Genomic DNA, 24,169 nt, shown 5'->3' with positions numbered 1-24,169 from the left:
GTGTTAAAGCGCCAGCGTGTCGCGGAGAAGTTTGAACAGCTTACGCGAGCTGGCGGGTGGTTTGTCCTGATCGCGCTCACGCTGAGCGTTGCGCACTAACTGACGTAGCGCTTGGCGATCCGCGTTGGGATAGTCTGCCATAAACTGGTCAACGGCAGGATCGCCTTCTCCAATAAGCCGGTCCCGCCACTTTTCAAGACGATGAAAGGCATGGTCGCGCTGCTCTTTTTCCTGCTCAATTGAGTCAAAGACACCTTGAATCGCGGTCAGGTCCTCTTTGCGAACCAGCTTGCCGACATACTGCATATGACGGCGGCGCCCTTCGTGGGAGCGAATACGAGAGGTCTCTTCGATAGCGCGCAGCATGTCGTCGGAGAGAGGAAAGCGGGCACGCTCAGCAGGTTTCATGGCGATTAAGGTTTCGCCGAGCGCTTGGAGTGCATGCATTTCGCGTTTGAGCTGCGACTTGCTGGGGCGCTCTTCGGGTTCTTGAGTATCAAGGGGCTCGGGGCGTTTCTTCGGCATAGTAAGGCTCACAGACAAGATTCGTTGGCAGCATTATATCAGGCTGCGACAAGAACATTGATTCGGCGATGAGATTCGTACGAAAAAGGAGGCTATATGGCACAGGCATTTGATGCATCCTCGCAGCAGGCACTGTTAACCGCGCGTGCAGAAGAGGCGTTGACCTTGGCCAAGCGCCTGGGAGCCGATGCGGCGGAAGTGGGCGCAAGCGTTGATCAGGGCGTGGGCGTTAGCGTGCGCTTGGGCGATGTGGAGACGGTTGAGCTTTCACGAGACCAGGGCATTGCCGTCACGCTTTACGTCGGCAAGCGCAAAGGAAGTGCATCGTCGAGTGACGCCAGCAGTGCCTCGATTCAAGCAACGGTTGAGAAAGCATTAGCCATTGCGCGTTATACCGGTGAAGACCCGGTGGCTGGCTTGGCGGATGCCGATCAGATGGCGACCGAATTGCCGGACCTTAAGGTTCATTACCCGTGGGCGCTGACAACTGAGCAAGCAATCGACCTTGCGCTTGCCTGCGAGCAGGCGGGTCGTGACGTTGAGGGTATTAGTCAGTCAGAAGGCGCGTCGCTTTCAAGCGGTGAGGGCGTACGGGTTTATGCTAACAGCCATGGTTTTTTAGGTACCCAAAAAGGCAGTAGTCACTCCCTTTCATGCATGCTCATTGCTCAGGATGAGGGCGGTATGCAGCGGGACTATGACTATACCTCTGCGCGTAATCCACAGCATTTGCGCGACCCGAGTGAAGTAGGGCGCGAGGCCGCGGCCCGTACGCTGCGCCGGTTAGGTGCCAAGCGGCCGCCAACCGGCACCTTTCCCATTCTGTTTGATCCTTCGCTGTCTAGTGGTCTGGTTGGGCATTTATTGGGCGCGTTGGCGGGTGGTGCGCTGTATCGCCAATCCTCTTTCTTGTGTGACCGTTTGGGCACGCCGTTATTTCCTGAGTGGTTTAGTCTGGAAGAGCGCCCTATGGAAATAGGAGCGACCGCCAGTACGCCGTTTGATGGAGAAGGTGTACAGACACGTAATAACCGCTTTATCGAACAGGGGCGTATCGCAAGCTATATGCTTTCGTCCTACAGTGCCCGTCGCTTGGGCATGCAAACCACGGGGAATGCTGGCGGTGCCCGCAACGTGCGTTTAGACGCACCCTTGCAGACGCGTGATGCGCTGCTTAAAACGATGGGTCGAGGCATTTGGGTTACCGAACTAATGGGCCAAGGCGTGAACGGCGTAACCGGGGATTACTCGCGTGGTGCGGCGGGCTTCTGGGTCGAGAATGGAGAAATCCAGTATCCGGTTGAAGAATTTACCATCGCTGGAAACCTTGAGCGTATGTTCTCAGGCCTTGTCGGTATCGGAAGTGATATCGATACGCGCGGCAGCATTCATACGGGCAGCTGGTTAGTGGATGCGATGACCGTCGCCGGTAGCTAAAAAAGCCGCACTACTGATCTTCGTCAAAGCGGGCGTCGAACAGCGCTTGGATTGCATCAAGCGCTTGTTCGGCATCCTCGCCTTCCGCACAAATCCGCAGTTGGGTGCCGCAGGGTGCGGCCAGCATCAATAGCGACATGATGTTGGCTGCATCAGCCATTTGCTGCTGTTTATACACCTGTATGCTGGCGGAGTAGTGCTGGCTGCACTTCACCAGTTTTGTGGCGGCGCGGGCATGTAGGCCGCGCTGATTGGTAAGCGTTAAGGTTCTTTCTGGCACCCTGGTTCCTTTTTTCCGAGTGGTGTCATTAGGCATAAGCGTTTACGTAGGGCTGGGCGTCTACTCGGAAAATGGAGGAGCCGTCGGTGGCTCTGCCCGGGTTCCTCGTAGCGTGTATTGCAGCTCCAGTTCTCGGTGACGCAACTGGACTTCGCCGATGAGCGGTGCCAGCTTTTGCGCCAGCTGTTCGGCAATATACACAGAACGGTGCTGCCCGCCGGTACAGCCAATAGCCACCGTCATATAGCTGCGCTGACTATTTTGGTAAGCAGGCAGCCAGCGCTCAAGCATTGCCTGAATATCATGGCTCATCTCTTCGACAATCGGGTAGCCGCGCAGAAACGCAATAATCGTGGCATCACGTCCTGTGTACTGGCGTAGCGTTGGGTCCCAATAAGGGTTGGGCAGGCAGCGTACATCAAAGACTAAATCTGCATCCATGGGTACGCCATGCTTGTAGCCGAACGACTCAAAGGTGAGTGTTAGCTGGTCTTTGCGCTGGTGGGCTACCTGGTCTGAAATGCGCCGACGCAGGTCGTGGACCGATAAGCGTGATGTATCAATCCGCAGGTCGGCCAAATCACGTATTTCGTTGAGCGTCTCTTCCTCTTTCTCTATCGCCTCTTCAAGCGTCATATCACTGTTGCGCGTTAACGGATGGCGTCGCCGTGTCGCAGAATAGCGTTCCAGTAAAATACGTGAATCGGTGGTTAGATAGATAACCTGACAATCTATAGGCCGCGCGCGCAGCTCTTCAAGCAGTGCGGGAAGGCGCTCAAGCGCCGCTGGCAGGTTGCGGGCATCGATACTGACCGCTAGATGTGTACGTTCACCCTCGTCACGGAGTTCGTCAATCAAAGAACCAAGCAACATGGCGGGGAGATTGTCAATGGCGTAATAGCCAATATCTTCCAGCGCTTGTAATGCGATTGATTTGCCAGAGCCAGAGCGGCCGCTAATAATCACCAGTTGCATAGTGGCTCTCTCTGATTGAACGTATAAAAGGGATAACGCATGAAAATGTGTTAGTCGTTATGGGCGATTATGGAGCGGCCTGTTCGCGAATCTTGCCCATTAGCAGGTCAAGCAAATCGTGCTGGCTGCTGGTTTTGCGTAATGCCTGGCGTGTGCTCGCATCATTCATAATGGTGGCCACTTGGCCCAAAAGCGACAAATGTGTGTCGTCAGCCTCTTCGGGAACCAGCAGCACAAAGACGAGGTCGACCGGGTCGCCATCAATAGCATCAAAATCAATAGGTTCTGATAATTTTAAAAAACCCGCAATAGGCGTAACGCAATGTGGGCTGCGCGCATGGGGGATGGCGACGCCGTTACCGATCCCCGTGCTGCCAAGACGTTCCCGGCCGATCAGTCGGCTGAAAACTTCCTGGCTATCCAGACTGGGTGTATTTTGAGCGATAAAGGTGCTGAAAAACTCCAGCACCCGCTTTTTGCTGCCCCCGGGCACGTCGTAAAGTACGCGCTCCGGGGGGAGGATGGTTTCCAACGTCATTGAATTAACGCACGCCAGCGCCTTGGGCGCGAGCTTGTGCTTTTTCCTTGTGCTTAACGAGTTGACGATCAATTTTGTCTGCTAAGGCGTCAATAGCGGCATACATATCGACATCTTCGGCGTCGGCATGTAAGTCGGCGCCTGCTGCATGAAGGGTGCACGCGGCATGTTGGCGCTCCTTCTCAATAGATAAGGTGACTTGTACCGTGGTGATGTGGTCGTAATGACGTTCGATGCGTTCAAGTTTTTCATTAACGTAGTCACGCAAGGCGTCAGTCAGTTCTACATGATGACCCGTGATATTTACTTGCATTGACGTGCTCCTTATCCATCGGACTGAATTTCGATTGTAACCCTTTTTACGGTGTTGCAAAGCCCCTGTCGCGAGTTTTGCCATTTCTCTTGTAACGACTAACGCAAACGACGACGTTCACTTGATGAGGGAATGCCCAGCGACTCACGATATTTCGCCACCGTACGGCGTGCCACTGTGATGCCGCCATCTCCCAGTAATGTCACCAAACGACTGTCCGAAAGAGGTTTGCCGGGAGGCTCATCTTGAATCAACTTTTTAAGCCGGGCGCGAATTGCGGTGCTTGAATGGCTGTCTGCGCCATCCTGCCCGCTAATTTGGCTTGAGAAAAAGTACTTGAGTTCGAATACGCCCCGTGGGGTATGGATATATTTTTGTGTGGTGACTCGAGAAATGGTTGATTCGTGCATCTCAACCGCCTCGGCAATATCGGCAAGAATCAACGGCTTCATCGCTTCTTCACCGTGCTCTAAAAAACCGATTTGGCGAGTGATAATCTCGCGTCCTACGCGTAGAAGCGTGTCGTTGCGGCTGGACAGGCTTTTGATTAGCCAGCGCGCTTCTTGCAAGTGCTCTTTTAAAAACTGGTTATCCTGACTCTTGTCTGCACGCTTGATTAAGCTGGCATAGTCGGGCTGGATACGCAGCCGGGGCAGGGCTTCAGGGTTAAGCTCCAGGTGCCAGCCTTCATGATCATGACGTACAACCAGGTCGGGCGTGATGTAGCTATCGTCGGTGACGCCATAAGCGCTGCCTGGGCGTGGGTCCAGGCTTCGGATCAGACCGATCACATCGTCTAGCTGCTCATCGTCCAGGCTTAGGCGGCGCTTTAATAGGCGCATGTCATTTTTGCCCAGCGCTTCAAGAAACTGACGAACCAATCGGCGCGCGGGAACCAGTAGGGGCGTGTCGTCGGGGAGCGTTGCTAGCTGAAGCATCAAACATTCGCGCAAGTCACGGGCGAAGACGCCCGTTGGCTCGAACTGCTGTAAGCGCATCAGAATGGTCTCCAACTCTCGCTGGCTGAGACCTTCGATGCTTTGAGCACGTAACCCATCGCGGATATCGTTGAGCGGCTGCGTCAGGTAGCCATTGGCATCCAGTGCATCAATCAGGCTTTCGGCGATTAGCTGCTCACGAGCCGTAAAATCGGTCATCGCCAGCTGCCAAAGGAGATGTCCATGCAGGCTTTGTCCCGCGGCCTGGCGTTCAAAATCGGGGCCTTCGCTGCTGCCAGAGCTACCCATGTCCTGGTAAGTGTCAGACCAGTCGCTATCGACAGACAGTTCCTCGGGAATGCTTTCTGACCACTCCTCGTCGGGTGTTTCGACGGTCGCCTGCTCGCCGAACTCGTCTTCCTGCTCCAGCATTGGGTTGGCATCCAGTGCCTGCTGAATTTCCTGACGTAGATCCAATGTCGATAGCTGTAGCAGTGCAATCGCTTGCTGCAGCTGAGGTGTCATGGTCAGCTGCGTACCGATACGCAATTGGAGAGAAGCTTTCATGACCATCTGAGAACCACTCGTTAATCGGAAAGCTTCACCCTAGTGCGAGTCATGTTGTTGTGCAAGTGCAATAAGCATGCCACTGATAAATTTTTTACTGCAGATCACTGTTTAGCGGTGAAATTAAATTCATAAGCGAAAATCAGCACCCAGGTAAACTTCCCTCACTTTTTGGTTATCAAGGATAGTCTGAGGGCTACCGCCAGCAATGATGTGGCCGTCACCGACAATATAGGCGATATCGCAAATATCCAGTGTTTCTCGGACGTTATGATCAGTAATTAGCACGCCAATGTGGCGCTGTTTTAAGGCGCGAATAATGCTCTTGATTTCGCCAACCGAGATGGGATCGACACCTGCAAATGGCTCGTCCAGCAAGATAAACGCGGGCTCTGTGGCCAAGGAACGGGCAATTTCGACGCGTCGCCGCTCGCCGCCGGAAAGGCTCATGCCCAGGTTGTCACGGATGTGGGTAATATGAAAGTCGTCAAGCAGGGCCTCAAGCCGCTGCTCTCGTCCTGCCCTGTCCAGATCTTTGCGGGTTTCCAGAATCGCCATAATATTATCCGCAACCGATAGCTTGCGAAAAATAGACGCTTCCTGGGGTAGATAGCCAATGCCGGCCATCGCGCGTTCGTGCATGGGAACGCGGGTTAAGTCTTGCTCGTCGATACGCACCGTACCCGCATCAGACTTCACCAGGCCCACAATCATATAAAACGATGTGGTTTTACCCGCGCCGTTAGGGCCGAGCAGGCCTACCACGCTGCCTTGAGCAATCTCCAGGCTAATGTCTTTAACCACGCGGCGGCGCTTATAGCTTTTTGCCAAGTGATTGGCGTAAAGAGTTTTTATGGGCGGTGCTTCCGCAATAGACATGGTTGACTCCTATTGCGCTGGCTGAAGCGTCATACGAATACGCTGCGGCTCGCTACCGTTTACATCGGAGCGTGCCTGCACCACTTCGCGGTCAATGAAGTACTCCAGGCGGCCACCGGTAAACTGATCACCCGCTTGGGTCAGTTCGGCCTGGTCAATAAGCTCTACACGCCGCTCTGCTACGTGATAAACCACGCGGCGTGCCCATCCTTCCATCGGCGCGTCCTGATCATCGAGTTGATTGCGTAGATAGGCGCGCTCTCCGGTGGCAATAGCGCGAGAAAGCTCACCCGCGTCGTTACGGATAATTTCAACGCGATCACCACGTAGCTGCATACTGCCTTGGCGAATATTGACATCGCCTGAATAAACGGCAGTGCCTGCACGCTGATCAAGGTCTAGCTGGTCGGCTTCTACTTCAATGGGGGCTTGGCTTGTCTGGGCCGCTGCCGATAGCGGCACCGCAAGGGCGAAAAGCGCGGTGCGAATAAAAGCGTTCATAGCGACTCCTAAGGATTTTGTGTTGCGGGGGGGTGATGGCCGCGGACGTTATCGGTTAGTCGGACTTGGCTATCATCAAGCCAAACATCCATACGTGATGCGCTCATTCGTTGAGGTGGCTGCTGAAACACGGCGGGCGCCTCGCTCCAGACATGACGCGCTACCCCATCATAATGTAATAACTCAGTATCAAGCTGCCAGCCTTCTGTAGGCGCCAGGAGCTGTGCATCACCAGACAGTGTTAGTGCTTGGGTGGCCGTGTTCAGAACGCCTTCGTTGGCGTGAGCGAGCCACTCTCGGTTATCACTATCAAACAGTGTCGCTTCGGGTTGAGTGACTTCGGCCTGGGTGCTTTGTGGTATGTAAACCAATAAAGGCGCGGACAGCGACTGCTGGATATGCCCTGTTTCACCAAACAGCGTGATCTCGGCATTTTCCAGCACGTGGCCAGGCTCTTCAGCCTGCGCTTCTTCGTCAACGGGCCGGTCTTCCGGGCCGCGTGGGTCCAGCCATACCAGCAGCCCCCCTAAAGCGACCACCAGGGCCGCTAACCCGACGCGTTTCTTGGTTCTTTGAAACATTACACGCGACCATTCAAATACGACTCAAGAACAGTACTCCAGTGGCCCTGCGCTTCAAGTAATGTATCGCAAATTTCACGTACGGCGCCGTGACCACCCAAGCGGTCGGTAATCCAGTCAGCGTGGGTATGCATGTAATCGGGTGCGTTGGGGACCGTAATGCCAACGCCTGCGCGTTTGATAGGCGCAAGATCAGGCAGGTCATCGCCGCAGTAAGCCACCTGGCTTAGGTTCAGATTGAGGCGCTCGCACAGCGCTTTCAAAGTAGTGAGCTTATCTTCGCAGCCCTGGTGGACAAGGTTAATTCCCAGCGCCGCAGCACGCTGGCTCACCATGGGGGAGTCGCGTCCTGTAATTAACGCCACATGAATGCCCACACGTTTAAGCAACTTTAAGCCATGGCCGTCTTGTGTATGGAAGGCTTTGATCTCGATACCGTCGGCCTGAAAGTATAACCGTCCATCGGTGAGCACACCGTCAACATCGAGGGCAAGTAGTCGCACATGGCGAAGCTGGTCAAGTAGCGCAGTGGGGAGGGCCATAGGGACTCCTTGTCAGTAAACTGTTGGGTAAAGTGGTTAGATAACGCCGCTGGCAAGCAAGTCGTGCATATGGAGCGCCCCGATGGGGCGCTGTTCGTCATCGACGACCGCTAGCGCAGTAATACGGCTATCTTCCATGATGCGCACCGCTTCGGCGGCCAGTAGGTCGGGGCCAATACGTTTGCCGGGTCGGGTCATTACATCGTCCACGGTTACTTTACGCAGATCATGAAACTGGTCGAGGGTGCGGCGTAAGTCGCCATCGGTATAAACACCTGCAAGTCGCCCTTCGCTGTCGACAACACAGGTAAATCCCAACCCTTGGCGGGTAATCTCCAAGAGCGCATCACGCAACGGGCTGCCTAGTGCTATCTGCGGCAAGCGTGTGCCGCTATGCATAAGGTCTTTAACGCGCAATAGCAGTCGTTTTCCCAGGCTGCCACCGGGATGCGATAAGGCAAAATCATCAGCGGTAAATCCGCGTGTTTCAAGTAGCGCAACGGCAAGCGCGTCGCCCAGGGCAAGGGCGGCCGTCGTGGAGCTTGTGGGGGCCAAGTCCAGAGGGCACGCTTCGCGTTCAACACCGCTGTTCAGGTGAGCATCCGCATGTTTGGCAAGTGTTGAGCCAGGGCGGCCTGTCATGCTAATTAACGGTGTGCCTAGCCGTTTTAACAGAGGCAGTAGCGCCGTCACTTCGGCGGTTTCTCCGGAGTTTGATAGTGCCAGGACCACGTCGTTGCGCGTAATCATCCCCAGATCGCCGTGGCTAGCTTCACCTGGGTGAACAAAAAAAGCAGGTGTGCCGGTGCTGGCAAGCGTGGCGGCCAGCTTTCCTGCTATATGGCCAGACTTGCCCATTCCCGTCACGACGACCCGGCCCTGACACGCCAGCATCAATTCACATGCACGGTCGAAGCTTTCATCAAGCTTGCCTTGAAGACCGCCAATGGCGGCTTGTTCTATTTGCAGCGTGCGTAGGGCGCTTTCACGCAACGGGCTAACAGTGGGTGAGGGCTGGGGCATGAACATCTCGTTTTAATAGAAATACAGTGCAAACGTAGTGCGATTAACTGACAAGAATACCATTTTGTGGGCATCTATAAGCATAGCGCTTTAACGGGTTTTTAGGGTGGGTTGGAACGCACGTCTTGCCATAAGTGCCATTGAAGCCAAGCTTGATGTTCGAGAATATTTAGAAAACGCTGTTTTTAAACGGTAGAATATCCAACCGATAAACGCACCCGCTACTATTAAGTAACAATGGGAGTCAACCAACCCATGACAGACGTTCCCTTCATCGAAATTGAAGACGTGCATTTTTCACGTGGGAGCCATGAGATCTTTCGTGGAATTAGCATGATTATTCCTCAGGGTAACGTCACCGCCATTATGGGGCCTAGCGGTACCGGCAAGACAACCTTGCTAAAACTCATTGGTGGTCAGCTAACGCCGGATCGTGGACGTATTATCGTCGATGGCCAGGACGTTCATCGGCTGTCGCGAAAAGCGCTGTTTGCATTGCGTAAACGTATGGGCATGCTGTTTCAAAGCGGCGCTCTGTTTTCTGACCTGGATGTGTTCGAGAACGTCGCGTTTCCCTTGCGCGTCCATACCGACCTGCCCGATGCCATGATTCGAGATCTGGTATTGCTAAAGCTTCAAGCGGTGGGGCTGCGCGGGGCTCGCCATCTAACGCCTGCAGAGCTTTCGGGCGGTATGGCCAGGCGCGTGGCGCTGGCTCGGGCAATAGCGTTAGACCCGGAGCTCATTTTGTATGATGAGCCTTTTGTCGGGCAGGATCCTATTTCCATGGGCGTGCTGGTGCAGTTGATTAAACGGCTTAACCAGGCACTAGCGCTTACCTCGGTGGTGGTTTCTCACGATATTAAAGAGACACTAAGCATCGCCGATTATCTCTATCTTCTCGCTGATGGTCAGGTCGTCGCTGAGGGAACGCCACAAACACTAAATGCCAACCAGGACCCACGCGTTAGCCAGTTCGTTCATGGCGAGCCAGATGGCCCTGTGCCATTTCACTATCCCGCCGAGACGCTGTATAGCGATATTCTTGGCCCCGTTACCGCGACAAGGGCAGGGTAATGCAGTCGAAATTTGAACAAGGCATCGGCTATATCGCCCGTTTGGGGCGTAAAGGGTGCGATGTAATGGAAGCGCTGGGCCGTGCCGGGCTATTTCTTGGCCAGTCAGCGGTCGGCGTGCCGTCTCGTGAAGGGTGGAGCCTCTGGCTGCGTCAAATGCATTTTGTGGGCGTGCTCTCGCTGGCGATTGTGATCGTATCGGGAGTTTTTATTGGCATGGTGCTGGCGCTGCAGGGCTACACTATTTTGGTCGATTTTGGCGCGGAGCAGGCGTTAGGGCAAATGGTTGCGCTTTCCTTGCTGCGGGAATTGGCACCGGTTGTCGCTGCGCTGCTATTCGCCGGGCGGGCAGGGTCAGCACTTACCGCTGAGATTGGCTTAATGAAAGCCACCGAGCAGCTAACCAGTATGGAAATGATTGGCGTAGACCCACTGCGTAGAATTATTGCGCCCAGGCTCTGGGCTGGGTTCGTTTCGCTGCCCATTCTAACGGTTGGCTTTAGCGTCGTGGGTATTTGGGGTGGCTACCTGGTCGGTGTGGAGTGGCTTGGCGTTTTTGAAGGCTCTTACTGGAGCAACATGCAGGCCAGCGTATCGTTTATCGGCGATGTAGGTAACGGCATCATCAAGAGTCTTGTCTTTGCCGTCGTTGTTACCTGGATCGCGGTGTTTCAAGGTTATGACTTAATGCCGACGTCTGAAGGGATTTCGCGGGCCACAACGCGCACCGTCGTTTATTCATCGCTTGCAGTATTGGGGCTTGATTTTGTATTAACCGCCGTAATGTTCGGCGGCCTTTAATAGGTGGAGTGGTTTCATGAAACGCAGTAAAACAATGGAATTTGGCGTGGGTCTATTTATGCTGGCGGGGATTGTTGGGCTGATTTTTCTGGGCCTGCGCGTCAGTGGTTTAAGCCTTGCTAGCTCTTCTGAAACGTTTCACCTTGACGCCAATTTCTCCAATATTGGCGGATTAAAGCCGCGCTCTAGAGTCACCATGGCGGGCGTGACCGTTGGGCGCGTGGAGTCGATTAATTTAGATACCGATTGGTTTGACGCTCGGGTCACGCTACGCCTGGATAATGACTTGGAAGGGCAGCTCTCCGAAGACACAACAGCCGCCATTTTAACCTCTGGCCTGTTGGGCGAGCAGTATATTGGCTTAAGCGTGGGTGGCGCCCCTGAAGTGCTTGAAGATGGCGATACCATTCGTGACACCCAGTCTGCGCTGGTGCTTGAAGAACTAATCCAGCAATTTGTATCCAATATGGCGAGTAATTAAACATTCTATTAGTAGAGGTGAATGTAATGCGAAACACGACACTGACGCCGGTGCGCTGGCTTTTTGCGTTCATGATGTTGGTACTGGTCTTACCGCTTCAGGCGCATGCGCAAACCCAGTCGCCTGAAGCGATGGTTCGGGAAAACGTCAATGCTCTGATGGGAGAGATCGAGGGCAAGAGGGAGTATTACGCCAATCATATGGGTGAGCTTGAAGCGTTGGTCGACACCAGCCTTGAAGGCGTGGCGGACTTTCGCTATATCGGTGCCAGCGTCATGGGAAGCTACTTTCGTAACGCGACCCCGGAGCAGCGCAGTCGCTTTGCAAACGTGTTTCGCCAGACCTTGATTGATACGTATGCACGTGGCTTGGTAACGTTCGATTATCGTGAGCTGCGGGTGTTGAGCAATCAGCGTGGTCAGCGTTACGAAGACCAGGCCAGTGTCGATATGGAAGTGGTAGCCAATAACGGTCAAGTGTATCCAGTGAGCTACAGCTTGCGCCTATCCGATAACGAATGGCGCGTAGTGAACGTGATTGTTAACGGTATTAACCTGGGCCTGACGTTCCGCAATCAGTTTGACCAAGCAATGCGTGAAAACAATCGTGACTATGATGCGGTTATTCGTGGCTGGGCACCTGAAATTGGTGTCGACGAGCTGGAGCAGGGGGGCGATGCGTGACACGTTTACTGTCACTGCCCCAGCTAAGCCTCGAGGCCTCGCAAAATACATTGTGCGTTACGGGCGATGTTGGCATGGACGCGGCGGCAGAGCTTGCCGCCGCGGGTAAAAAATGGCTCCAGGCGACAGAGCAACGTGATGTTACGTTTGATTTTAATGGCGTCCATAAAGCCAGTAGTGCGGTTATAAGCGTGCTGTTTGAATGGATGCGTACCTGCCAGTCGCGCAGCATTACCGTCAATGCGGTGACCCTTTCAGCGCCCCTTGAACGCTTAGCGCTTCTTTCAGAAATTGAATCCCTTATTCATCCGCCAACCCTCGCCCGTTAGGGGGAGGCACCCTTGGCATCGCCAAGCGTGTCGCTTTTCTTTATTATGTTGCCTTATTAGTACTATTCACATCGACCTGAAGGAGTTTCCTGTCTCATGCAACCCAATGAGGTAAAAGCACTGCTTGAATCCCGTATCGACGGATGTGACTTTCATATCCAGGGCGAAGGCTGTAATTTTCAGGTGATTGCGGTGGGTGACGCCTTTGAAGGCCTCTCTCCGGTTAAGCGCCAACAGCTGGTTTACGCCGCGTTAAGTGATGAAATTGCCTCGGGCGCTTTACACGCCATCAGTATTAAAACGTTCACTCCGGCGCAGTGGTCCACTACGTCGGAAAACGCTCAATAACGGCGCCTGCATGGATAAGTTAATTATTACCGGCAATGGGTCGGTGGATGGTGAGGTCTGGGTAAGCGGCGCCAAAAACGCGGCTCTGCCTATCTTATGTGCCACCCTTTTGGCCGATGGCCCGGTGGTTGTCGGCAACCTGCCACATCTTCAGGATATTACCACGACGCTTGAGTTGTTGGGCCGTATGGGCGTTGAGCCTGTCATGGGTGAACGGCTCACTATTCAGTTGGATGGCTCTCAAGTCACGCACTGTCACGCTCCTTATGAGTTAGTGAAGAAAATGCGTGCCTCCATTCTGGTGCTAGGCCCCTTGCTTGCCCACTTCGGGGAAGCAGATGTGTCGCTGCCTGGCGGGTGTGCCATCGGTTCTCGGCCTGTTGATCTGCACATCCGTGGCCTGGAGGCCATGGGGGCGGACATTCGGGTTGAAGCCGGGTATATCCGTGCTCGCGTTGATGGTCGCTTGAAAGGCGCGACTATTTTCTTCGATACGGTCACGGTAACTGGCACTGAGAATCTGTTGATGGCCGCCACCCTTGCCGAGGGTAAGACTGTCCTTGAGAATGCGGCGCGTGAACCAGAAATTGTTGATCTGGCCGAATGCTTGATCAAAATGGGCGCCAATATTCGTGGCCACGGCACTGACACCATTGTGATTGAAGGTGTCGAGAAGCTACATGGTTGTCACCACGATGTTATGCCCGACCGTATTGAGACCGGCACCTTCCTGGTGGCAGCCGCCATGACCGGTGGACGGGTGAAAGTAAAGCGTACCCGTGCGGACATTTTGGAAGCTGTGCTTGCCAAGCTTGAAGAAGCGGGCGCCGAGATTACCAGTGGTGATGACTGGATCGCGCTGGATATGCACGGTAAAAGGCCCAAGGCCGTTAATATCCGCACCGCGCCGTACCCGGCGTTCCCTACCGATATGCAGGCCCAGTTTGTGGCCATGAACGCCGTCGCCATTGGCCATTCGCGCGTAGTGGAAACCATCTTCGAAAACCGCTTCATGCACGTGCAAGAGCTTAACCGCATGGGGGCGGACATAGCCCTTGAAGGTAACACCGCATTAATTAACGGTGTTGAAAAGCTTTCAGGCGCGCCTGTGATGGCCACTGACCTGCGTGCTTCCGCGTCGCTGGTGATTGCCGCCATGATGGCGGAAGGCGAAACGCTGGTTGACCGTATCTATCATATTGATCGTGGCTACGAGTGTATCGAAGAGAAATTGCAGCTGCTGGGTGCACGTATTCGCCGTATTCCTGGCTAAGCCATGCTATTAACCATTGGCCATTATAATGAGTAAGCAACTAATTTTAGCCCTTTCCAAAGGGCGTATTTTGGATGAGACGCTGCCGTTACTCGCTGATGCCGGTGTTACACCGGCAGAAGACCTGGGCAAGAGCCGTAAGCTGTTGTTTGATACCAACCTGCCTGATGTAAAACTGGTGGTTATTCGTGCCACCGATGTGCCGACCTATGTACAGCTGGGCGCAGCTGACCTAGGTATCGCGGGGAAAGATGTTTTATTGGAGCATGGTGCTGAAGGTCTTTATGAGCCGCTGGACCTGGAGATTGCTCGCTGTAAGCTGATGACCGCCGGAGTGACAGGGGAGCAGCCTGCTCATGCGCGTCGGCGCGTAGCTACCAAGTTTGTGAATATTGCCAGGCGCTACTATGCCGAACAGGGTATTCAAGCCGAAGTCATTAAGCTTTATGGGGCAATGGAATTAGCGCCTTTAATGAATCTGGCCGATGAAATTGTTGATATTGTCGATACGGGCAATACGCTGCGCGCCAATGGCATGGAGCCACGTGAGTTAATTGCTCATATCAGCACACGTCTGGTCGTGAACAAGGCCGCCATGACCATGAAGCATGAACGTATCAAGCCGCTTTTGGCGCGCTTGGAGTGCGCCGTGAAAAAACGCCAAGCACAGCCTTCCACATAACGCGGGGTCTTTATGAGCACTATGTCTTCAGCGGTTGGCTCCACGCCCATGATCGCCCGGCTTTCAACGCTTGATGCCTCGTTCGATGACCGCCTTGATACGCTGTTGGATTGGGAAGGGGTCTCGGATACGGCGGTAAAAGCACGGGTTGATGAGATTCTGGCGGATGTTAGAAAGCGCGGCGACGCAGCGGTTATTGAAGCGACCAATCGTTTTGATCGGCTTTCGGTTGAGCGCATGGACGAACTGCGTTTAAAACCCGAGCAGCTAAAGCACGCTTTCGAAAACTTGCCCGCAGCGCAGCGCGATGCGTTAGCCAGCGCCGCCGAGCGTATCCGGCTCTATCATGAGCGGCAAAAGCCAACCTCTTGGCAGTATGAAGAGGCTGATGGCACGGTGCTGGGGCAGCAGGTTACGGCGCTTGATCGCGCGGGTATTTATGTCCCGGGGGGTAAGGCGGCTTATCCTTCTTCTGTGTTGATGAACGCGATTCCTGCCCATGTGGCGGGCGTGCGCGAAATTGTGATGGTCGTTCCTACTCCTGACGGCGTGGTCAATGAGTTGGTATTGGCGGCGGCGCACCTGGCGGGGGTCGATGACGTCTTCACTATTGGTGGCGCTCAGGCTATCGCTGCGATGGCATACGGCACAGAAACCGTGCCAAGAGTGGACAAGATTGTTGGGCCCGGCAATATTTATGTCGCGACGGCTAAGCGGGCAGTGTTCGGTCAGGTCGGTATCGACATGATTGCGGGGCCTTCCGAGATTTTAGTGGTCTCCGACGGGCAGACCGACCCGGATTGGCTGGCCATGGACCTGTTTTCACAGGCGGAGCATGACGAAGATGCTCAGGCGATTCTGGTCAGTTGGGATAGTGAACACTTGGATGCGGTGTCCGCCTCTATTGAGCGTTTGTTGCCCACACTTGATCGCGAATCAATCGTGCGTGAATCGCTGAGTCGGCGGGGGGCGTTGGTGCTTTGTCAGAGCAAGGCTGAGGCGGTTGGTATCATTAACCGTATCGCGCCCGAGCATCTTGAGCTTTCTGTCGATGCACCGGACACTTGGCTTGCTGATGTGCGTCATGCCGGTGCGATCTTTATGGGGCGTTACACGGCAGAAGCGCTAGGGGATTACTGCGCAGGCCCGAACCATGTTCTACCCACGTCCGGTACGGCGCGCTTCTCATCTCCCCTGGGGGTTTACGACTTCCAGAAGCGCTCCTCCATTATCCACTGCTCGCGTGAGGGTGCGTCAGCACTGGGCGAGGTCGCATCAGTATTGGCTCGCGGAGAGTCGCTGACCGCGCATGCGCGGTCAGCGGAGTATCGGATTAAGCCGTAATTAGCCTGCGGGCGAGCACTAGGACTCTTTAGGTCGCTCGCCCAATGGTGCGTTGGGAACCAGCGGGCGCTCGCCCACTTCAAGCGAGATATCGATGCGCTCGCCGCCACGAACAATGGTGATAGGCAGCGTTGTGCCGGGGGGGATGGAGGCAATATTGCTCATCGTAGCGCGAGCGTCCAGCACGGTTTGGCCGTTAACCGAGAGCAGGATGTCGCCAGGCTCTAGCCCCGCTTCGTCTGCTGGGCCTCCACTCGCCACGCCTGCAACAATAACCCCCTGAGGTGTACGTAGCCCAAACGAGGCAGCGAGTTCGCGTGACAGCGCTTGCGCTTCAATTCCCAGCCAGCCACGTATGACCCGCCCCTGAGTCACTAGCTCATCCAGAACGCTGTGCGCCAGGTTGGCCGGGATCGCAAAGCCGATGCCTTGCGAGCCGCCGGAGCGTGAGAAAATCGCTGTGTTGATGCCCACCAGGGCGCCGTCGGGGTTGATCAGTGCGCCGCCTGAGTTACCCGGATTAATTGCTGCGTCCGTTTGAATAAAATCTTCATAGGCATTTAAGCCTAAATGATTACGGCCGGTCGCGCTGATGATGCCCATGGTAACGGTTTGCCCTACACCAAATGGATTGCCGATGGCCAGCGCAACATCCCCAACGGCCACATCCGCTGAGTCGGCTATTTCAATGACCGGAAGATCCTCAAGGTCGATATGCAATACGGCGAGGTCGCTTTCGGGATCGGTGCCAATGACCTCGGCGAGTGTCTCGCGCCCATCACGCAGTGCCACCTGAATCTCATCAGCGCCATTTATCACGTGATGGTTGGTTAGTACGTAGCCATCGTGACTGATAATAACCCCTGAGCCGAGGCTGGATAGCATGCGCTGGTGGGTTGTCGCATCGTCACCGCTGAAAAACTGCTGGAAAAAAGGGTCAGACATCAGCGGGTGTTGATCGCGCTCGACAATACGCGATGAGTAGATATTAACGACGGCAGGCGCTGCCTGGCCGACCGCGCTTGAATAGCTGGCAGGCCCTTGGTCACGCGAAAGCGGAGCGGCCTGGCGAGTTTCGGGGGCCGGGCGGCTGCTAACCTCGTCGCTGACATTCACCAGAGGGGAAGTGGGTGCTTGTGATGTCGTAGAGGGCGCGTTGGTAAAGGGATTGGGCAGCGTGTCCGGGAACGCAAACAGTAGCAGGGCAGCTAATAATACCCCGGTCAAAATAGGCCATAAATAAGGCAGCACAAAGCGGTGCATGCAAAAAATCCTCAGCGGGTAGTGGTCTTGTCAAACGTGAGGTTCGCGATCACACGAAGCGGGTTTTACTATGGCATTATGGTAACACTTTCTGATGCTCATCCTCATGATAGTCGACGAATCATTAAAGGAGCCCTTGTGACTCATCGCGATCAAATCGTAGCTGCTTGCGACCATCAGCTGCGTGCTTCAACGTTTAAGGACTTTACGATTAATGGCCTGCAAATCGCTGGGCGGCCGGATATTAAGCGTGTAATGAGTGGGGTCACTGCGTGCCAGGCGTTGCTGGAGGAAGCTGTCGCTTGGCAGGCCGACATGCTGTTGGTTCACCACGGCTACTTCTGGAAAAATGAGCCAGTGGCCATTACGGGCATGAAGCATCAGCGTATAAAAACGCTGATTAACCACGATATCAATTTGCTTGCCTATCATCTTCCGCTTGATGCCCATAGCGAGATGGGGAATAACGCAGAGCTTGCCAGGCGATTGGGCTGGCGGGTAGAGGGTTGTCTGGATGGTGAGTTGGGCGAGGGTTTTTTGTGGTCGGGGCGCTTGGCTCAAGCGCAAAGCGTGACCGCGTTGGCAGAACAAATGGCGAATGTCTTGCAACGTGCGCCTTTGGTGATCGAGGCACCGAACATGGGGGATATTGAGCGGATCGCTTGGTGCACAGGCGGCGCGCAAGACATGATTACAGCTGCTTTTGAAGCAGGTGCACAGGTGTTTGTGTCAGGTGAGATTTCGGAGCGTACTACCCATTTGGCGCGCGAGCTAGGCATTCACTACATTGCCGCGGGTCATCATGCAACCGAGCGCTATGGGGTGCAGGCGCTGGGGGAGTGGCTGGCCGATGAATACGATATTGAGCACCGCTTTGTCGATATCGATAACCCCGCCTGACCTTTTGGCGACGGGGTTGAAAATCACCGGTAATGGGCGATGGCGTGAGGTGCTGGCTTAATAGCGGGGCGGTTGGGGCGTATCGGCGTTATCGCCTTTTAAGCCAAAGTTTTCTGCCAGCGTGCCATTTTTACCATCCGCATAGTCACGGGGGGTGGCCAGGCTACCCTCCGAATCAGGCCCTGTGGGGGTGGCGGCTTGATGCTGCGCTGGTTGCTGTCGTTCTTTGATGGCCGCAGGCGTGTTGCTGCCCAAATGCCACTGCTGTGCATCCTCGGTGATTTTCTGCTCAAGCTGGTCGGCCTCGGCGCGAATGCACTTCAAATGCTCAAAGACACCCTCTAAATGTCCTCCCATGCCTTTTTTAAGCTCGGCGATTTGATGTTCTCGTTCCAGCACTGTTTGGCGTAAAGACGCGTTATGACGCTCTCCTTTACTAAACAGCCGATAGCATCCCAAGCCGAGGATGAAGCCAATAATAATGCCAATGATGGCAAAGGTATAAGGCGAGCTTGCTTCCACAGTTTTCTCCCTGATACTTGGAGCGCCCCGTCACGCTTGAGTGGACGGTTTGCGAACGAATCAAGCCTCATTATAGGCGTCGATTGGCAGGTTAGGTCAATCCAACCATGCGCTTAGACGATGTGCAGCGTATAATCCCAGCTTTTTGAAGGCGGCTGGTCGGATTTAGAGGGTCGTCGTAATACGCATTGGAGCGAGTAAATGTCAGCTACTTCTGCAAACCAAAAGGCAGGTCCGTCATCTCGGCCAACGCCCATGGAGCGCTATCGTGCAGATCTACGGCGCGAGGACTTTCAGCATGATGCGGCGCAGGAGTTAGCGGTTGAGCATTTGCAGCGCCTTTATGACGACCTAATGGCGACGCCCACCGCGGTTTCCAAGGCCGTGCTGGCACATGGCGGCTTGAAGGCCAAAATGAAGGGCCTGTTCGGTAAAGCCTCATCGTCAAACGAACCGACGTTGCCCCAAGTGCAAGGCCTCTATTTTTGGGGCGGTGTAGGGCGTGGTAAAACCTATCTGGTTGATAATTTTTTTGAGTCGCTGCCCTTTCCTGAAAAGATGCGCACCCATTTTCATCGTTTCATGCAGCGGGTGCATAACGAGTTAACCCACTATAAGGGTGAGAAGAATCCTCTCACGCTGATTGCTGGTAAATTTGCCTCAGAGGCTCGGGTTATCTGCTTTGATGAGTTCTTCGTCAAGGATATTACGGATGCCATGATTCTGGCCAACCTGCTTGAGGCGCTGTTCGAGCGGGGCGTTGTGCTAGTCGCTACTTCCAACATCGTGCCGGATGACCTGTACAAGGATGGCCTGCAGCGGGCGCGCTTTCTCCCTGCCATCGATCTGGTCAAGCGTCACTGTGAGATAGTCAATGTTGATTCCGGAGTCGACTACCGGCTGCGCGCCTTGGAACGCGCGGAGATATTTCACTCGTCGCTGGATGAGGCGGCCGAGCAGGAGCTTACGCGTAGCTTTCGCGAGATTGCTGGTCACGAGGGTGAGGCGGATGCGCCGTTGGAAATCAATCATCGGGTGCTGAAAGCGCGCAGGCTGCATGAAAATGTGGCGTGGTTTGAATTCCTGGAGCTCTGCGATGGGCCGCGTAGCCAGAATGACTATATTGAAATAGCGCGTAGCTTCAATACGGTGCTTGTGTCGAATGTGAAGCGGATGGAAGCCAAGCATGACGATCAGGCGCGCCGCTTTATCAATATGGTCGATGAGTTTTATGATCGCGGGGTAAAGCTATTAATGTCAGCAGAGGTGCCGGTAGAAGAGCTTTATAGTGACGGTAAGCTAACCTTTGAGTTTCAGCGTACGCTGTCGCGCCTTCAGGAAATGCAGTCGCGTGAATATTTAGCGCTGCCCCATAAGCCGTGATGAGGTTTATGGTCCGGTCGTTAAGAAAAGCCACGATTAGGGCTTAACTTGTCCCGCGCCATACTGTAGAATGCCGCCTCGCTACATGTTGTCAGGCTAAGCTTGGCAACCAAAAAAAATAGGGAAGGTGCTTCACCGCTTGACGGTGTTAGCCACCCAACACACTTAATCTGGTGATTTCATCCATGAAGACGTTCAGTGCTAAGCCGCAGTCCGTCCAGCGCGACTGGTATGTTGTCGACGCTACGGACAAAACGCTCGGTCGTCTGGCAACCGAGATTGCTCGCCGCCTGCGTGGCAAGCATAAGCCCGAATTTACTCCTCACGTTGATACTGGCGACTACATCGTTGTCATCAACGCTGAGAAAGTCCAAGTGACTGGCAACAAGGCGAAGGCTAAGACCTATTATCGCCACACCGGTTACCCGGGCGGCCTGCGCACCATGACATTCGACAAAATGCTTGATCATGCGCCCGAGCGTATCATTGAGTTTGCCGTTAAGGGCATGTTGCCGAAAGGTCCGTTGGGTCGTGCCATGTATACCAAGTTAAAAGTGTACGCCGGTGCCGAGCATCCGCATGCTGCCCAGCAGCCGCTTGAACTGAACATCTGAGGAAATCTTCGCCATGACACAGCAGTATTACGGTACCGGGCGCCGCAAGACTTCCACCGCTCGCGTGTTTATGAAGCCGGGCTCTGGCAAAATCACCGTTAACAACCAGGATCTCGACCTGTATTTCGGTCGCGTTACTGGTCGTATGGTGGTTCGTCAGCCGCTGGAATTGACTGAAACCCTGAGCCAGTTCGACATTTTTGTCACTGTCGCTGGTGGCGGTGGTTCTTCTCAGGCTGGCGCTATCCGTCACGGCATTACTCGTGCCCTGATGAGCTACAACGAAGATCTGCGTCCCACGCTGCGTGCCGCTGGCTACGTAACGCGTGATGCGCGTCAAGTTGAGCGTAAGAAAGTCGGCCTGCGTAAAGCACGTCGTCGTCCGCAGTTCTCCAAGCGTTAATTTTTCAACGCTTATGCGGCAAAACGCCCAGGCCATCGGCCTGGGCGTTTTTTATTGTAAAATCAAAAAGTATAATGCATTAGTATCAAATTATATTAGCATCAAGTTATTTTGGTGGTCCTGGAGCAGTATGACGGCTATCAAGGATATCCCTCTATTTATCGTATAGTATTTCGCAGATTCGTTCTTTTATGCATCGGGTGGCCACGTATCACGTTAATGGGAGAAGCCTTGCATGGCAGAGCACGGCATCAATAAAGGTCGACGACGTTTTCTTGTTGGCGCTACCTCCGTTATAGGAGCAGTAGGCATGGTCGGCGTGTCCGTTCCCTTTGTGGCATCGTGGCAACCCAGTGCGAGGGCGCGAGCGGCGGGTGCGCCGGTTCAAGCGGATATAGCCAAGCTGCAGCCTGGTCAGCGTATGACCGTTGAGTGGCGGGGCAGGCCCGTATGGATCATTCGCCGAACGCCTGAAATGATAGCGCGCACTGAAACCGTGGCGACAGAGCGCTTGGCGGACCCTGATTCAAATCACCCTCAGCAACCTGCCTATGTACAAGGAGCGCTTCGCTCGATTAAGCCAGAAGTGGGGGTGTTGATTGGCCTCTGCACGCATTTTGGCTGTTCGCCGCTGTATCGGCCTGAGCCAGACGCACAGGCCGATAGTGATGATGACTGGTCAGGTGGTTTTTTTTGCCCGTGCCACGGTTCGCGTTTTGATTTGGCGGGACGCGTATATACCGGTATGCCTGCACCGACGAATCTAGAAGTGCCCCCTTATCATTATCTTAACGATACTATTATCGTGGTGGGCGAAGATGAGGAGGCTGTTTGATGGCGGCGCGCGAGAAGTCAGGTGGTTTGCTGGGCTGGCTGGATGCTCGGTTTCCAGTAAGCAGGCTATGGCGCGACCACCTGGCCAACTACTACGTACCTAAAAATCTTAATATCTGGTACATCTTTGGATCGCTTGCGCTACTGGTGTTGGTCAATCAGCTCTTGACCGGCATCTGGTTAACCATGAGCTATCGTCCTTCTCCTGAAGAGGCGTTTGCGTCCATCGAATATATAATGCGCGACGTTGAGTGGGGCTGGTGGATTCGTTATCTCCATACAACGGGTGCGTCCGCTCTGTTTATTGTTGTTTATCTACACATGTTTAGGGGGCTTTTGTACGGTTCTTATAAAGCGCCGCGTGAGCTTGTGTGGGTGTTCGGTATGGCGCTGTATTTGATTCTGATGGCCGAGGCGTTTATGGGATATTTGCTGCCGTGGGGGCAAATGTCCTATTGGGGAGCGCAGGTAATTACCTCATTTTTTTCAGCTATTCCAGGTATCGGCCCCGGGCTTGCCGAGTGGGTGCGCGGCGATTATGTGGTGTCAGGGGCTACCTTGAATCGTTTTTTCGCGCTGCATGTCATTGCACTGCCGCTGGTGATTCTTGGGCTGGTGGTGCTGCATATTGTAGCGCTGCATGAGGTGGGGTCGAATAACCCTGATGGTATTGAAATTAACGGATTGAAAGACGCTGCGGGCAAGCCGGTAGATGGTATTCCCTTTCATCCCTACTATACCGTTAAAGATCTGGTTGGCGTGGCCATCTTTCTCTTCGTTTTTTGTGGCGTTGTGTTTTACTTCCCGGAAGGCGGCGGTTTTTTTATTGAGCAGCCGAACTTTGCGCCGGCTGATCCGCTTAATACGCCCGACCATATTGCGCCTGTTTGGTACTTCACGCCTTTCTATGCCATTTTACGGGGAGTGAATTTCTCGCTGCTGGGCCTGGATGCTCGCTTTTTGGGCGTTGTTTTTATGGGTGGCGCTATTGCAGTGCTGTTTGTTTTGCCGTGGCTGGACCGTAGCCCGGTGCGATCCATGCGCTATAAAGGCTGGATGTCGAAGCTGATGCTGGTCGTGTTTGTTGCAAGCTTTGTCGCGTTAGGCGTGTTGGGTGTATTGCCGTCTACCCCTGTTCGGACACGATTGGCGCAACTATTTACCGTGTTGTACTTTGCGTATTTTTTATTGATGCCGTTCTACACCCGGTTGGAAAAAACCAGGCCCGTGCCGAAAAGGGTGACTGGCTAATGAAAAAATACGTAATGGCTCTGTTTTTATGGCTGTTGCCGATGACGGCTACGGCGCAAGAAGAAACACGTAACGTGACGTCAATGTCGCCCGACTTGCAGGATAGTGCCTCTCTGCAAAATGGTCTCAAGCTTTATGTTAACTACTGTCTTGGGTGTCATACGCTGAGTTATCAGCGATTTTCGCGCACTGCGGACGACCTGGGTATTCCTGAGGCGTTGATGAAAGATAGTGTTATGTTCTCATCAGGCCTTGCATTTAACGACGCTATGCATAATGCGCTAAGCGACGACGATGCCGCGCAATGGTGGGGCGCTGTACCGCCAGATTTATCCCTAACGACACGTTTGCGTGGGGGCGATTGGGTGTACAGCTTTCTGTTGGGGTTCTACAGAGATCCCGCGCGCCCTACAGGCGTCAATAATACGGTCTATGAGTCGGTGGCAATGCCGAATGTGCTTGAGCCTCTTCAAGGTGTGCAAGAGCTCGACTGTCGTCAGGCTCGGCCTTTAGCGCTAGGTGGCGGGCGGTGTCAGCAATTAAGCGTGACAGCGCCTGGAGAGCTATCGCCCGAAGCATTTGAAGAAGCCGTATACGATATTACCAATTTTTTAGCCTATGTTGGCGAGCCTTCTAGGCTGAAGGCGCAGAGTATTGGCCCTAAAGTTTTGTTTTTCATATTTATTTTTGGCGTGTTTGCTTACTTGCTGAAGCGTGAATATTGGAAAGATATCCGTTAGCGTCGAATGCTAAAAACAGAGTTGAGCCATCGTGTAAATCACATGGCGGTTGCGTTGATGTTAAGCGGTAACCCAAAACAGGCTGCCTTACCATAAGGTGCCTCTGGCGTGTTATTATCCATAATTGTTTTAATGCGAGGATG

At 54.1% G+C, this 24,169-nt stretch carries 30 protein-coding genes; 17 read left to right on the top strand and 13 right to left on the bottom strand.

Annotated elements, in window-relative coordinates; genetic code table 11:
* Window positions 1-3 precede the first annotated feature (3 nt).
* Window positions 4-525 (bottom strand): ribosome biogenesis factor YjgA, encoded by a 522-nt coding sequence (yjgA, locus tag ACT3R4_RS00870; protein ID WP_192526324.1) that lies wholly within the window; start codon window positions 523-525, stop codon window positions 4-6.
* A 96-nt stretch (window positions 526-621) separates the two neighbouring features.
* Between yjgA and pmbA the strand changes: the two genes are divergently transcribed.
* Window positions 622-1,962: a metalloprotease PmbA gene (gene pmbA, locus ACT3R4_RS00865; protein ID WP_193053812.1), complete on the top strand. Its 1,341-nt coding sequence runs from the start codon at window positions 622-624 to the stop codon at window positions 1,960-1,962.
* 10 nt (window positions 1,963-1,972) lie between these two features.
* On the opposite strand, the gene ACT3R4_RS00860 is transcribed toward pmbA, so the two are convergent.
* The 10 genes from ACT3R4_RS00860 to ACT3R4_RS00815 all read right to left on the bottom strand — a co-directional run bounded on the left by ACT3R4_RS00860 (window position 1,973) and on the right by ACT3R4_RS00815 (window position 9,099).
* Complete coding sequence (locus ACT3R4_RS00860; protein WP_172116307.1) at window positions 1,973-2,242, bottom strand: HPr family phosphocarrier protein; 270 nt, start codon at window positions 2,240-2,242, stop codon at window positions 1,973-1,975.
* Between the two features lie 60 nt (window positions 2,243-2,302).
* Window positions 2,303-3,217, bottom strand: a complete 915-nt coding sequence (rapZ, locus tag ACT3R4_RS00855; protein WP_441677033.1) for an RNase adapter RapZ — start codon at window positions 3,215-3,217, stop codon at window positions 2,303-2,305.
* A gap of 67 nt (window positions 3,218-3,284) precedes the next feature.
* Window positions 3,285-3,755 carry a PTS sugar transporter subunit IIA gene (locus ACT3R4_RS00850; RefSeq protein WP_193053810.1) on the bottom strand — a complete coding sequence of 157 codons (471 nt, stop codon included), beginning with the start codon at window positions 3,753-3,755 and terminating at the stop codon, window positions 3,285-3,287.
* Window positions 3,756-3,759: 4 nt separating this feature from the next.
* A complete protein-coding gene (gene hpf / locus ACT3R4_RS00845) occupies window positions 3,760-4,068 on the bottom strand; it encodes a ribosome hibernation-promoting factor, HPF/YfiA family (RefSeq protein ID WP_172116309.1) in 309 nt (102 codons plus the stop codon).
* Between the two features lie 98 nt (window positions 4,069-4,166).
* Window positions 4,167-5,579: an RNA polymerase factor sigma-54 gene (locus ACT3R4_RS00840; protein WP_441677034.1), complete on the bottom strand. Its 1,413-nt coding sequence runs from the start codon at window positions 5,577-5,579 to the stop codon at window positions 4,167-4,169.
* Between the two features lie 123 nt (window positions 5,580-5,702).
* On the bottom strand, window positions 5,703-6,452 hold the full coding sequence (gene lptB, locus ACT3R4_RS00835; RefSeq protein WP_193053808.1) for an LPS export ABC transporter ATP-binding protein: 750 nt from the start codon (window positions 6,450-6,452) through the stop codon (window positions 5,703-5,705).
* Between the two features lie 9 nt (window positions 6,453-6,461).
* On the bottom strand, window positions 6,462-6,953 hold the full coding sequence (lptA, locus tag ACT3R4_RS00830; RefSeq protein WP_193053807.1) for a lipopolysaccharide transport periplasmic protein LptA: 492 nt from the start codon (window positions 6,951-6,953) through the stop codon (window positions 6,462-6,464).
* 8 nt (window positions 6,954-6,961) lie between these two features.
* Complete coding sequence (gene lptC / locus ACT3R4_RS00825) at window positions 6,962-7,534, bottom strand: LPS export ABC transporter periplasmic protein LptC (RefSeq protein ID WP_441677035.1); 573 nt, start codon at window positions 7,532-7,534, stop codon at window positions 6,962-6,964.
* Complete coding sequence (locus ACT3R4_RS00820) at window positions 7,534-8,076, bottom strand: KdsC family phosphatase (protein ID WP_172116313.1); 543 nt, start codon at window positions 8,074-8,076, stop codon at window positions 7,534-7,536. Before ACT3R4_RS00820 ends, lptC begins: the two co-directional genes overlap by 1 nt.
* A gap of 36 nt (window positions 8,077-8,112) precedes the next feature.
* Window positions 8,113-9,099 carry a KpsF/GutQ family sugar-phosphate isomerase gene (locus ACT3R4_RS00815; RefSeq protein ID WP_441677036.1) on the bottom strand — a complete coding sequence of 329 codons (987 nt, stop codon included), beginning with the start codon at window positions 9,097-9,099 and terminating at the stop codon, window positions 8,113-8,115.
* 255 nt (window positions 9,100-9,354) lie between these two features.
* On the opposite strand from ACT3R4_RS00815, the gene ACT3R4_RS00810 reads away from it, so the two are divergent.
* From ACT3R4_RS00810 to hisD, 9 genes are all read left to right on the top strand, one after another.
* Window positions 9,355-10,176: an ABC transporter ATP-binding protein gene (locus tag ACT3R4_RS00810; protein WP_172116315.1), complete on the top strand. Its 822-nt coding sequence runs from the start codon at window positions 9,355-9,357 to the stop codon at window positions 10,174-10,176.
* Window positions 10,176-10,976 (top strand): lipid asymmetry maintenance ABC transporter permease subunit MlaE, encoded by an 801-nt coding sequence (gene mlaE, locus ACT3R4_RS00805; RefSeq protein ID WP_441677037.1) that lies wholly within the window; start codon window positions 10,176-10,178, stop codon window positions 10,974-10,976. The genes ACT3R4_RS00810 and mlaE overlap by 1 nt, the downstream gene beginning before the upstream one ends.
* A 16-nt stretch (window positions 10,977-10,992) precedes the next feature.
* A complete protein-coding gene (gene mlaD, locus ACT3R4_RS00800; RefSeq protein WP_172116317.1) occupies window positions 10,993-11,457 on the top strand; it encodes an outer membrane lipid asymmetry maintenance protein MlaD in 465 nt (154 codons plus the stop codon).
* 26 nt (window positions 11,458-11,483) lie between these two features.
* Window positions 11,484-12,140 carry an MlaC/ttg2D family ABC transporter substrate-binding protein gene (locus ACT3R4_RS00795; RefSeq protein ID WP_441677038.1) on the top strand — a complete coding sequence of 219 codons (657 nt, stop codon included), beginning with the start codon at window positions 11,484-11,486 and terminating at the stop codon, window positions 12,138-12,140.
* Window positions 12,137-12,469, top strand: coding sequence for an STAS domain-containing protein (locus tag ACT3R4_RS00790; RefSeq protein ID WP_441677039.1), 333 nt, complete (start codon window positions 12,137-12,139; stop codon window positions 12,467-12,469). Before ACT3R4_RS00795 ends, ACT3R4_RS00790 begins: the two co-directional genes overlap by 4 nt.
* Before the next feature lie 96 nt (window positions 12,470-12,565).
* Window positions 12,566-12,817 carry a BolA family protein gene (locus tag ACT3R4_RS00785; RefSeq protein WP_441677040.1) on the top strand — a complete coding sequence of 84 codons (252 nt, stop codon included), beginning with the start codon at window positions 12,566-12,568 and terminating at the stop codon, window positions 12,815-12,817.
* A 10-nt stretch (window positions 12,818-12,827) separates the two neighbouring features.
* Window positions 12,828-14,090 carry a UDP-N-acetylglucosamine 1-carboxyvinyltransferase gene (gene murA, locus ACT3R4_RS00780; RefSeq protein ID WP_172116321.1) on the top strand — a complete coding sequence of 421 codons (1,263 nt, stop codon included), beginning with the start codon at window positions 12,828-12,830 and terminating at the stop codon, window positions 14,088-14,090.
* Window positions 14,091-14,118: 28 nt separating this feature from the next.
* Window positions 14,119-14,772, top strand: coding sequence for an ATP phosphoribosyltransferase (hisG, locus tag ACT3R4_RS00775; RefSeq protein WP_441677041.1), 654 nt, complete (start codon window positions 14,119-14,121; stop codon window positions 14,770-14,772).
* Window positions 14,773-14,784: 12 nt separating this feature from the next.
* The gene (gene hisD / locus ACT3R4_RS00770; protein WP_441677042.1) at window positions 14,785-16,116 is read left to right on the top strand and encodes a histidinol dehydrogenase; all 1,332 of its coding nucleotides are present in this window, start codon (window positions 14,785-14,787) and stop codon (window positions 16,114-16,116) included.
* Between the two features lie 18 nt (window positions 16,117-16,134).
* On the opposite strand, the gene ACT3R4_RS00765 is transcribed toward hisD, so the two are convergent.
* Window positions 16,135-17,379, bottom strand: coding sequence for a Do family serine endopeptidase (locus tag ACT3R4_RS00765; RefSeq protein WP_441677043.1), 1,245 nt, complete (start codon window positions 17,377-17,379; stop codon window positions 16,135-16,137).
* Between the two features lie 138 nt (window positions 17,380-17,517).
* On the opposite strand from ACT3R4_RS00765, the gene ACT3R4_RS00760 reads away from it, so the two are divergent.
* Window positions 17,518-18,279: a Nif3-like dinuclear metal center hexameric protein gene (locus tag ACT3R4_RS00760; RefSeq protein WP_172116324.1), complete on the top strand. Its 762-nt coding sequence runs from the start codon at window positions 17,518-17,520 to the stop codon at window positions 18,277-18,279.
* A 57-nt stretch (window positions 18,280-18,336) separates the two neighbouring features.
* Here the strand turns inward: ACT3R4_RS00760 and ACT3R4_RS00755 are convergent, their stop codons facing one another.
* Window positions 18,337-18,801, bottom strand: coding sequence for a ZapG family protein (locus ACT3R4_RS00755; protein WP_172116325.1), 465 nt, complete (start codon window positions 18,799-18,801; stop codon window positions 18,337-18,339).
* A gap of 201 nt (window positions 18,802-19,002) precedes the next feature.
* Between ACT3R4_RS00755 and zapE the strand changes: the two genes are divergently transcribed.
* The 6 genes from zapE (at window position 19,003) to ACT3R4_RS00725 (ending at window position 24,026) form a co-directional block, all read left to right on the top strand.
* Complete coding sequence (gene zapE, locus ACT3R4_RS00750) at window positions 19,003-20,184, top strand: cell division protein ZapE (protein ID WP_441677044.1); 1,182 nt, start codon at window positions 19,003-19,005, stop codon at window positions 20,182-20,184.
* A gap of 185 nt (window positions 20,185-20,369) precedes the next feature.
* Window positions 20,370-20,798, top strand: coding sequence for a 50S ribosomal protein L13 (rplM, locus tag ACT3R4_RS00745; protein ID WP_172116327.1), 429 nt, complete (start codon window positions 20,370-20,372; stop codon window positions 20,796-20,798).
* A gap of 13 nt (window positions 20,799-20,811) precedes the next feature.
* Window positions 20,812-21,201, top strand: coding sequence for a 30S ribosomal protein S9 (rpsI, locus tag ACT3R4_RS00740; RefSeq protein WP_172116328.1), 390 nt, complete (start codon window positions 20,812-20,814; stop codon window positions 21,199-21,201).
* A gap of 235 nt (window positions 21,202-21,436) precedes the next feature.
* Window positions 21,437-22,036, top strand: a complete 600-nt coding sequence (gene petA, locus ACT3R4_RS00735; protein WP_193056273.1) for a ubiquinol-cytochrome c reductase iron-sulfur subunit — start codon at window positions 21,437-21,439, stop codon at window positions 22,034-22,036.
* Complete coding sequence (locus ACT3R4_RS00730; protein ID WP_193056274.1) at window positions 22,036-23,286, top strand: cytochrome b; 1,251 nt, start codon at window positions 22,036-22,038, stop codon at window positions 23,284-23,286. The genes petA and ACT3R4_RS00730 overlap by 1 nt, the downstream gene beginning before the upstream one ends.
* Window positions 23,286-24,026 carry a cytochrome c1 gene (locus tag ACT3R4_RS00725; RefSeq protein WP_193056275.1) on the top strand — a complete coding sequence of 247 codons (741 nt, stop codon included), beginning with the start codon at window positions 23,286-23,288 and terminating at the stop codon, window positions 24,024-24,026. Before ACT3R4_RS00730 ends, ACT3R4_RS00725 begins: the two co-directional genes overlap by 1 nt.
* Window positions 24,027-24,169: the final 143 nt, after the last annotated feature.

The sequence above is a fragment of the Halomonas sp. AOP7-E1-9 genome (assembly GCF_052376035.1).
Lineage (GTDB): Bacteria > Pseudomonadota > Gammaproteobacteria > Pseudomonadales > Halomonadaceae > Vreelandella > Vreelandella citrativorans.
This window is presented reverse-complemented; position numbering and strand designations above follow the sequence as displayed.

Coding starts and splice junctions, on each gene's coding strand:
- yjgA (WP_192526324.1), bottom strand. CDS start 525: ATGCCGAAGAAACGCCCCGAGCCCCTTGATACTCAAGAACCCGAAGAG.
- pmbA (WP_193053812.1), top strand. CDS start 622: ATGGCACAGGCATTTGATGCATCCTCGCAGCAGGCACTGTTAACCGCG.
- rapZ (WP_441677033.1), bottom strand. CDS start 3,217: ATGCAACTGGTGATTATTAGCGGCCGCTCTGGCTCTGGCAAATCAATC.
- ACT3R4_RS00850 (WP_193053810.1), bottom strand. CDS start 3,755: ATGACGTTGGAAACCATCCTCCCCCCGGAGCGCGTACTTTACGACGTG.
- hpf (WP_172116309.1), bottom strand. CDS start 4,068: ATGCAAGTAAATATCACGGGTCATCATGTAGAACTGACTGACGCCTTG.
- ACT3R4_RS00840 (WP_441677034.1), bottom strand. CDS start 5,579: ATGGTCATGAAAGCTTCTCTCCAATTGCGTATCGGTACGCAGCTGACC.
- lptB (WP_193053808.1), bottom strand. CDS start 6,452: ATGTCTATTGCGGAAGCACCGCCCATAAAAACTCTTTACGCCAATCAC.
- lptA (WP_193053807.1), bottom strand. CDS start 6,953: ATGAACGCTTTTATTCGCACCGCGCTTTTCGCCCTTGCGGTGCCGCTA.
- lptC (WP_441677035.1), bottom strand. CDS start 7,534: ATGTTTCAAAGAACCAAGAAACGCGTCGGGTTAGCGGCCCTGGTGGTC.
- ACT3R4_RS00820 (WP_172116313.1), bottom strand. CDS start 8,076: ATGGCCCTCCCCACTGCGCTACTTGACCAGCTTCGCCATGTGCGACTA.
- ACT3R4_RS00815 (WP_441677036.1), bottom strand. CDS start 9,099: ATGCCCCAGCCCTCACCCACTGTTAGCCCGTTGCGTGAAAGCGCCCTA.
- ACT3R4_RS00810 (WP_172116315.1), top strand. CDS start 9,355: ATGACAGACGTTCCCTTCATCGAAATTGAAGACGTGCATTTTTCACGT.
- mlaE (WP_441677037.1), top strand. CDS start 10,176: ATGCAGTCGAAATTTGAACAAGGCATCGGCTATATCGCCCGTTTGGGG.
- mlaD (WP_172116317.1), top strand. CDS start 10,993: ATGAAACGCAGTAAAACAATGGAATTTGGCGTGGGTCTATTTATGCTG.
- ACT3R4_RS00795 (WP_441677038.1), top strand. CDS start 11,484: ATGCGAAACACGACACTGACGCCGGTGCGCTGGCTTTTTGCGTTCATG.
- ACT3R4_RS00785 (WP_441677040.1), top strand. CDS start 12,566: ATGCAACCCAATGAGGTAAAAGCACTGCTTGAATCCCGTATCGACGGA.
- murA (WP_172116321.1), top strand. CDS start 12,828: ATGGATAAGTTAATTATTACCGGCAATGGGTCGGTGGATGGTGAGGTC.
- hisG (WP_441677041.1), top strand. CDS start 14,119: ATGAGTAAGCAACTAATTTTAGCCCTTTCCAAAGGGCGTATTTTGGAT.
- hisD (WP_441677042.1), top strand. CDS start 14,785: ATGAGCACTATGTCTTCAGCGGTTGGCTCCACGCCCATGATCGCCCGG.
- ACT3R4_RS00765 (WP_441677043.1), bottom strand. CDS start 17,379: ATGCACCGCTTTGTGCTGCCTTATTTATGGCCTATTTTGACCGGGGTA.
- zapE (WP_441677044.1), top strand. CDS start 19,003: ATGTCAGCTACTTCTGCAAACCAAAAGGCAGGTCCGTCATCTCGGCCA.
- rplM (WP_172116327.1), top strand. CDS start 20,370: ATGAAGACGTTCAGTGCTAAGCCGCAGTCCGTCCAGCGCGACTGGTAT.
- rpsI (WP_172116328.1), top strand. CDS start 20,812: ATGACACAGCAGTATTACGGTACCGGGCGCCGCAAGACTTCCACCGCT.
- petA (WP_193056273.1), top strand. CDS start 21,437: ATGGCAGAGCACGGCATCAATAAAGGTCGACGACGTTTTCTTGTTGGC.
- ACT3R4_RS00730 (WP_193056274.1), top strand. CDS start 22,036: ATGGCGGCGCGCGAGAAGTCAGGTGGTTTGCTGGGCTGGCTGGATGCT.
- ACT3R4_RS00725 (WP_193056275.1), top strand. CDS start 23,286: ATGAAAAAATACGTAATGGCTCTGTTTTTATGGCTGTTGCCGATGACG.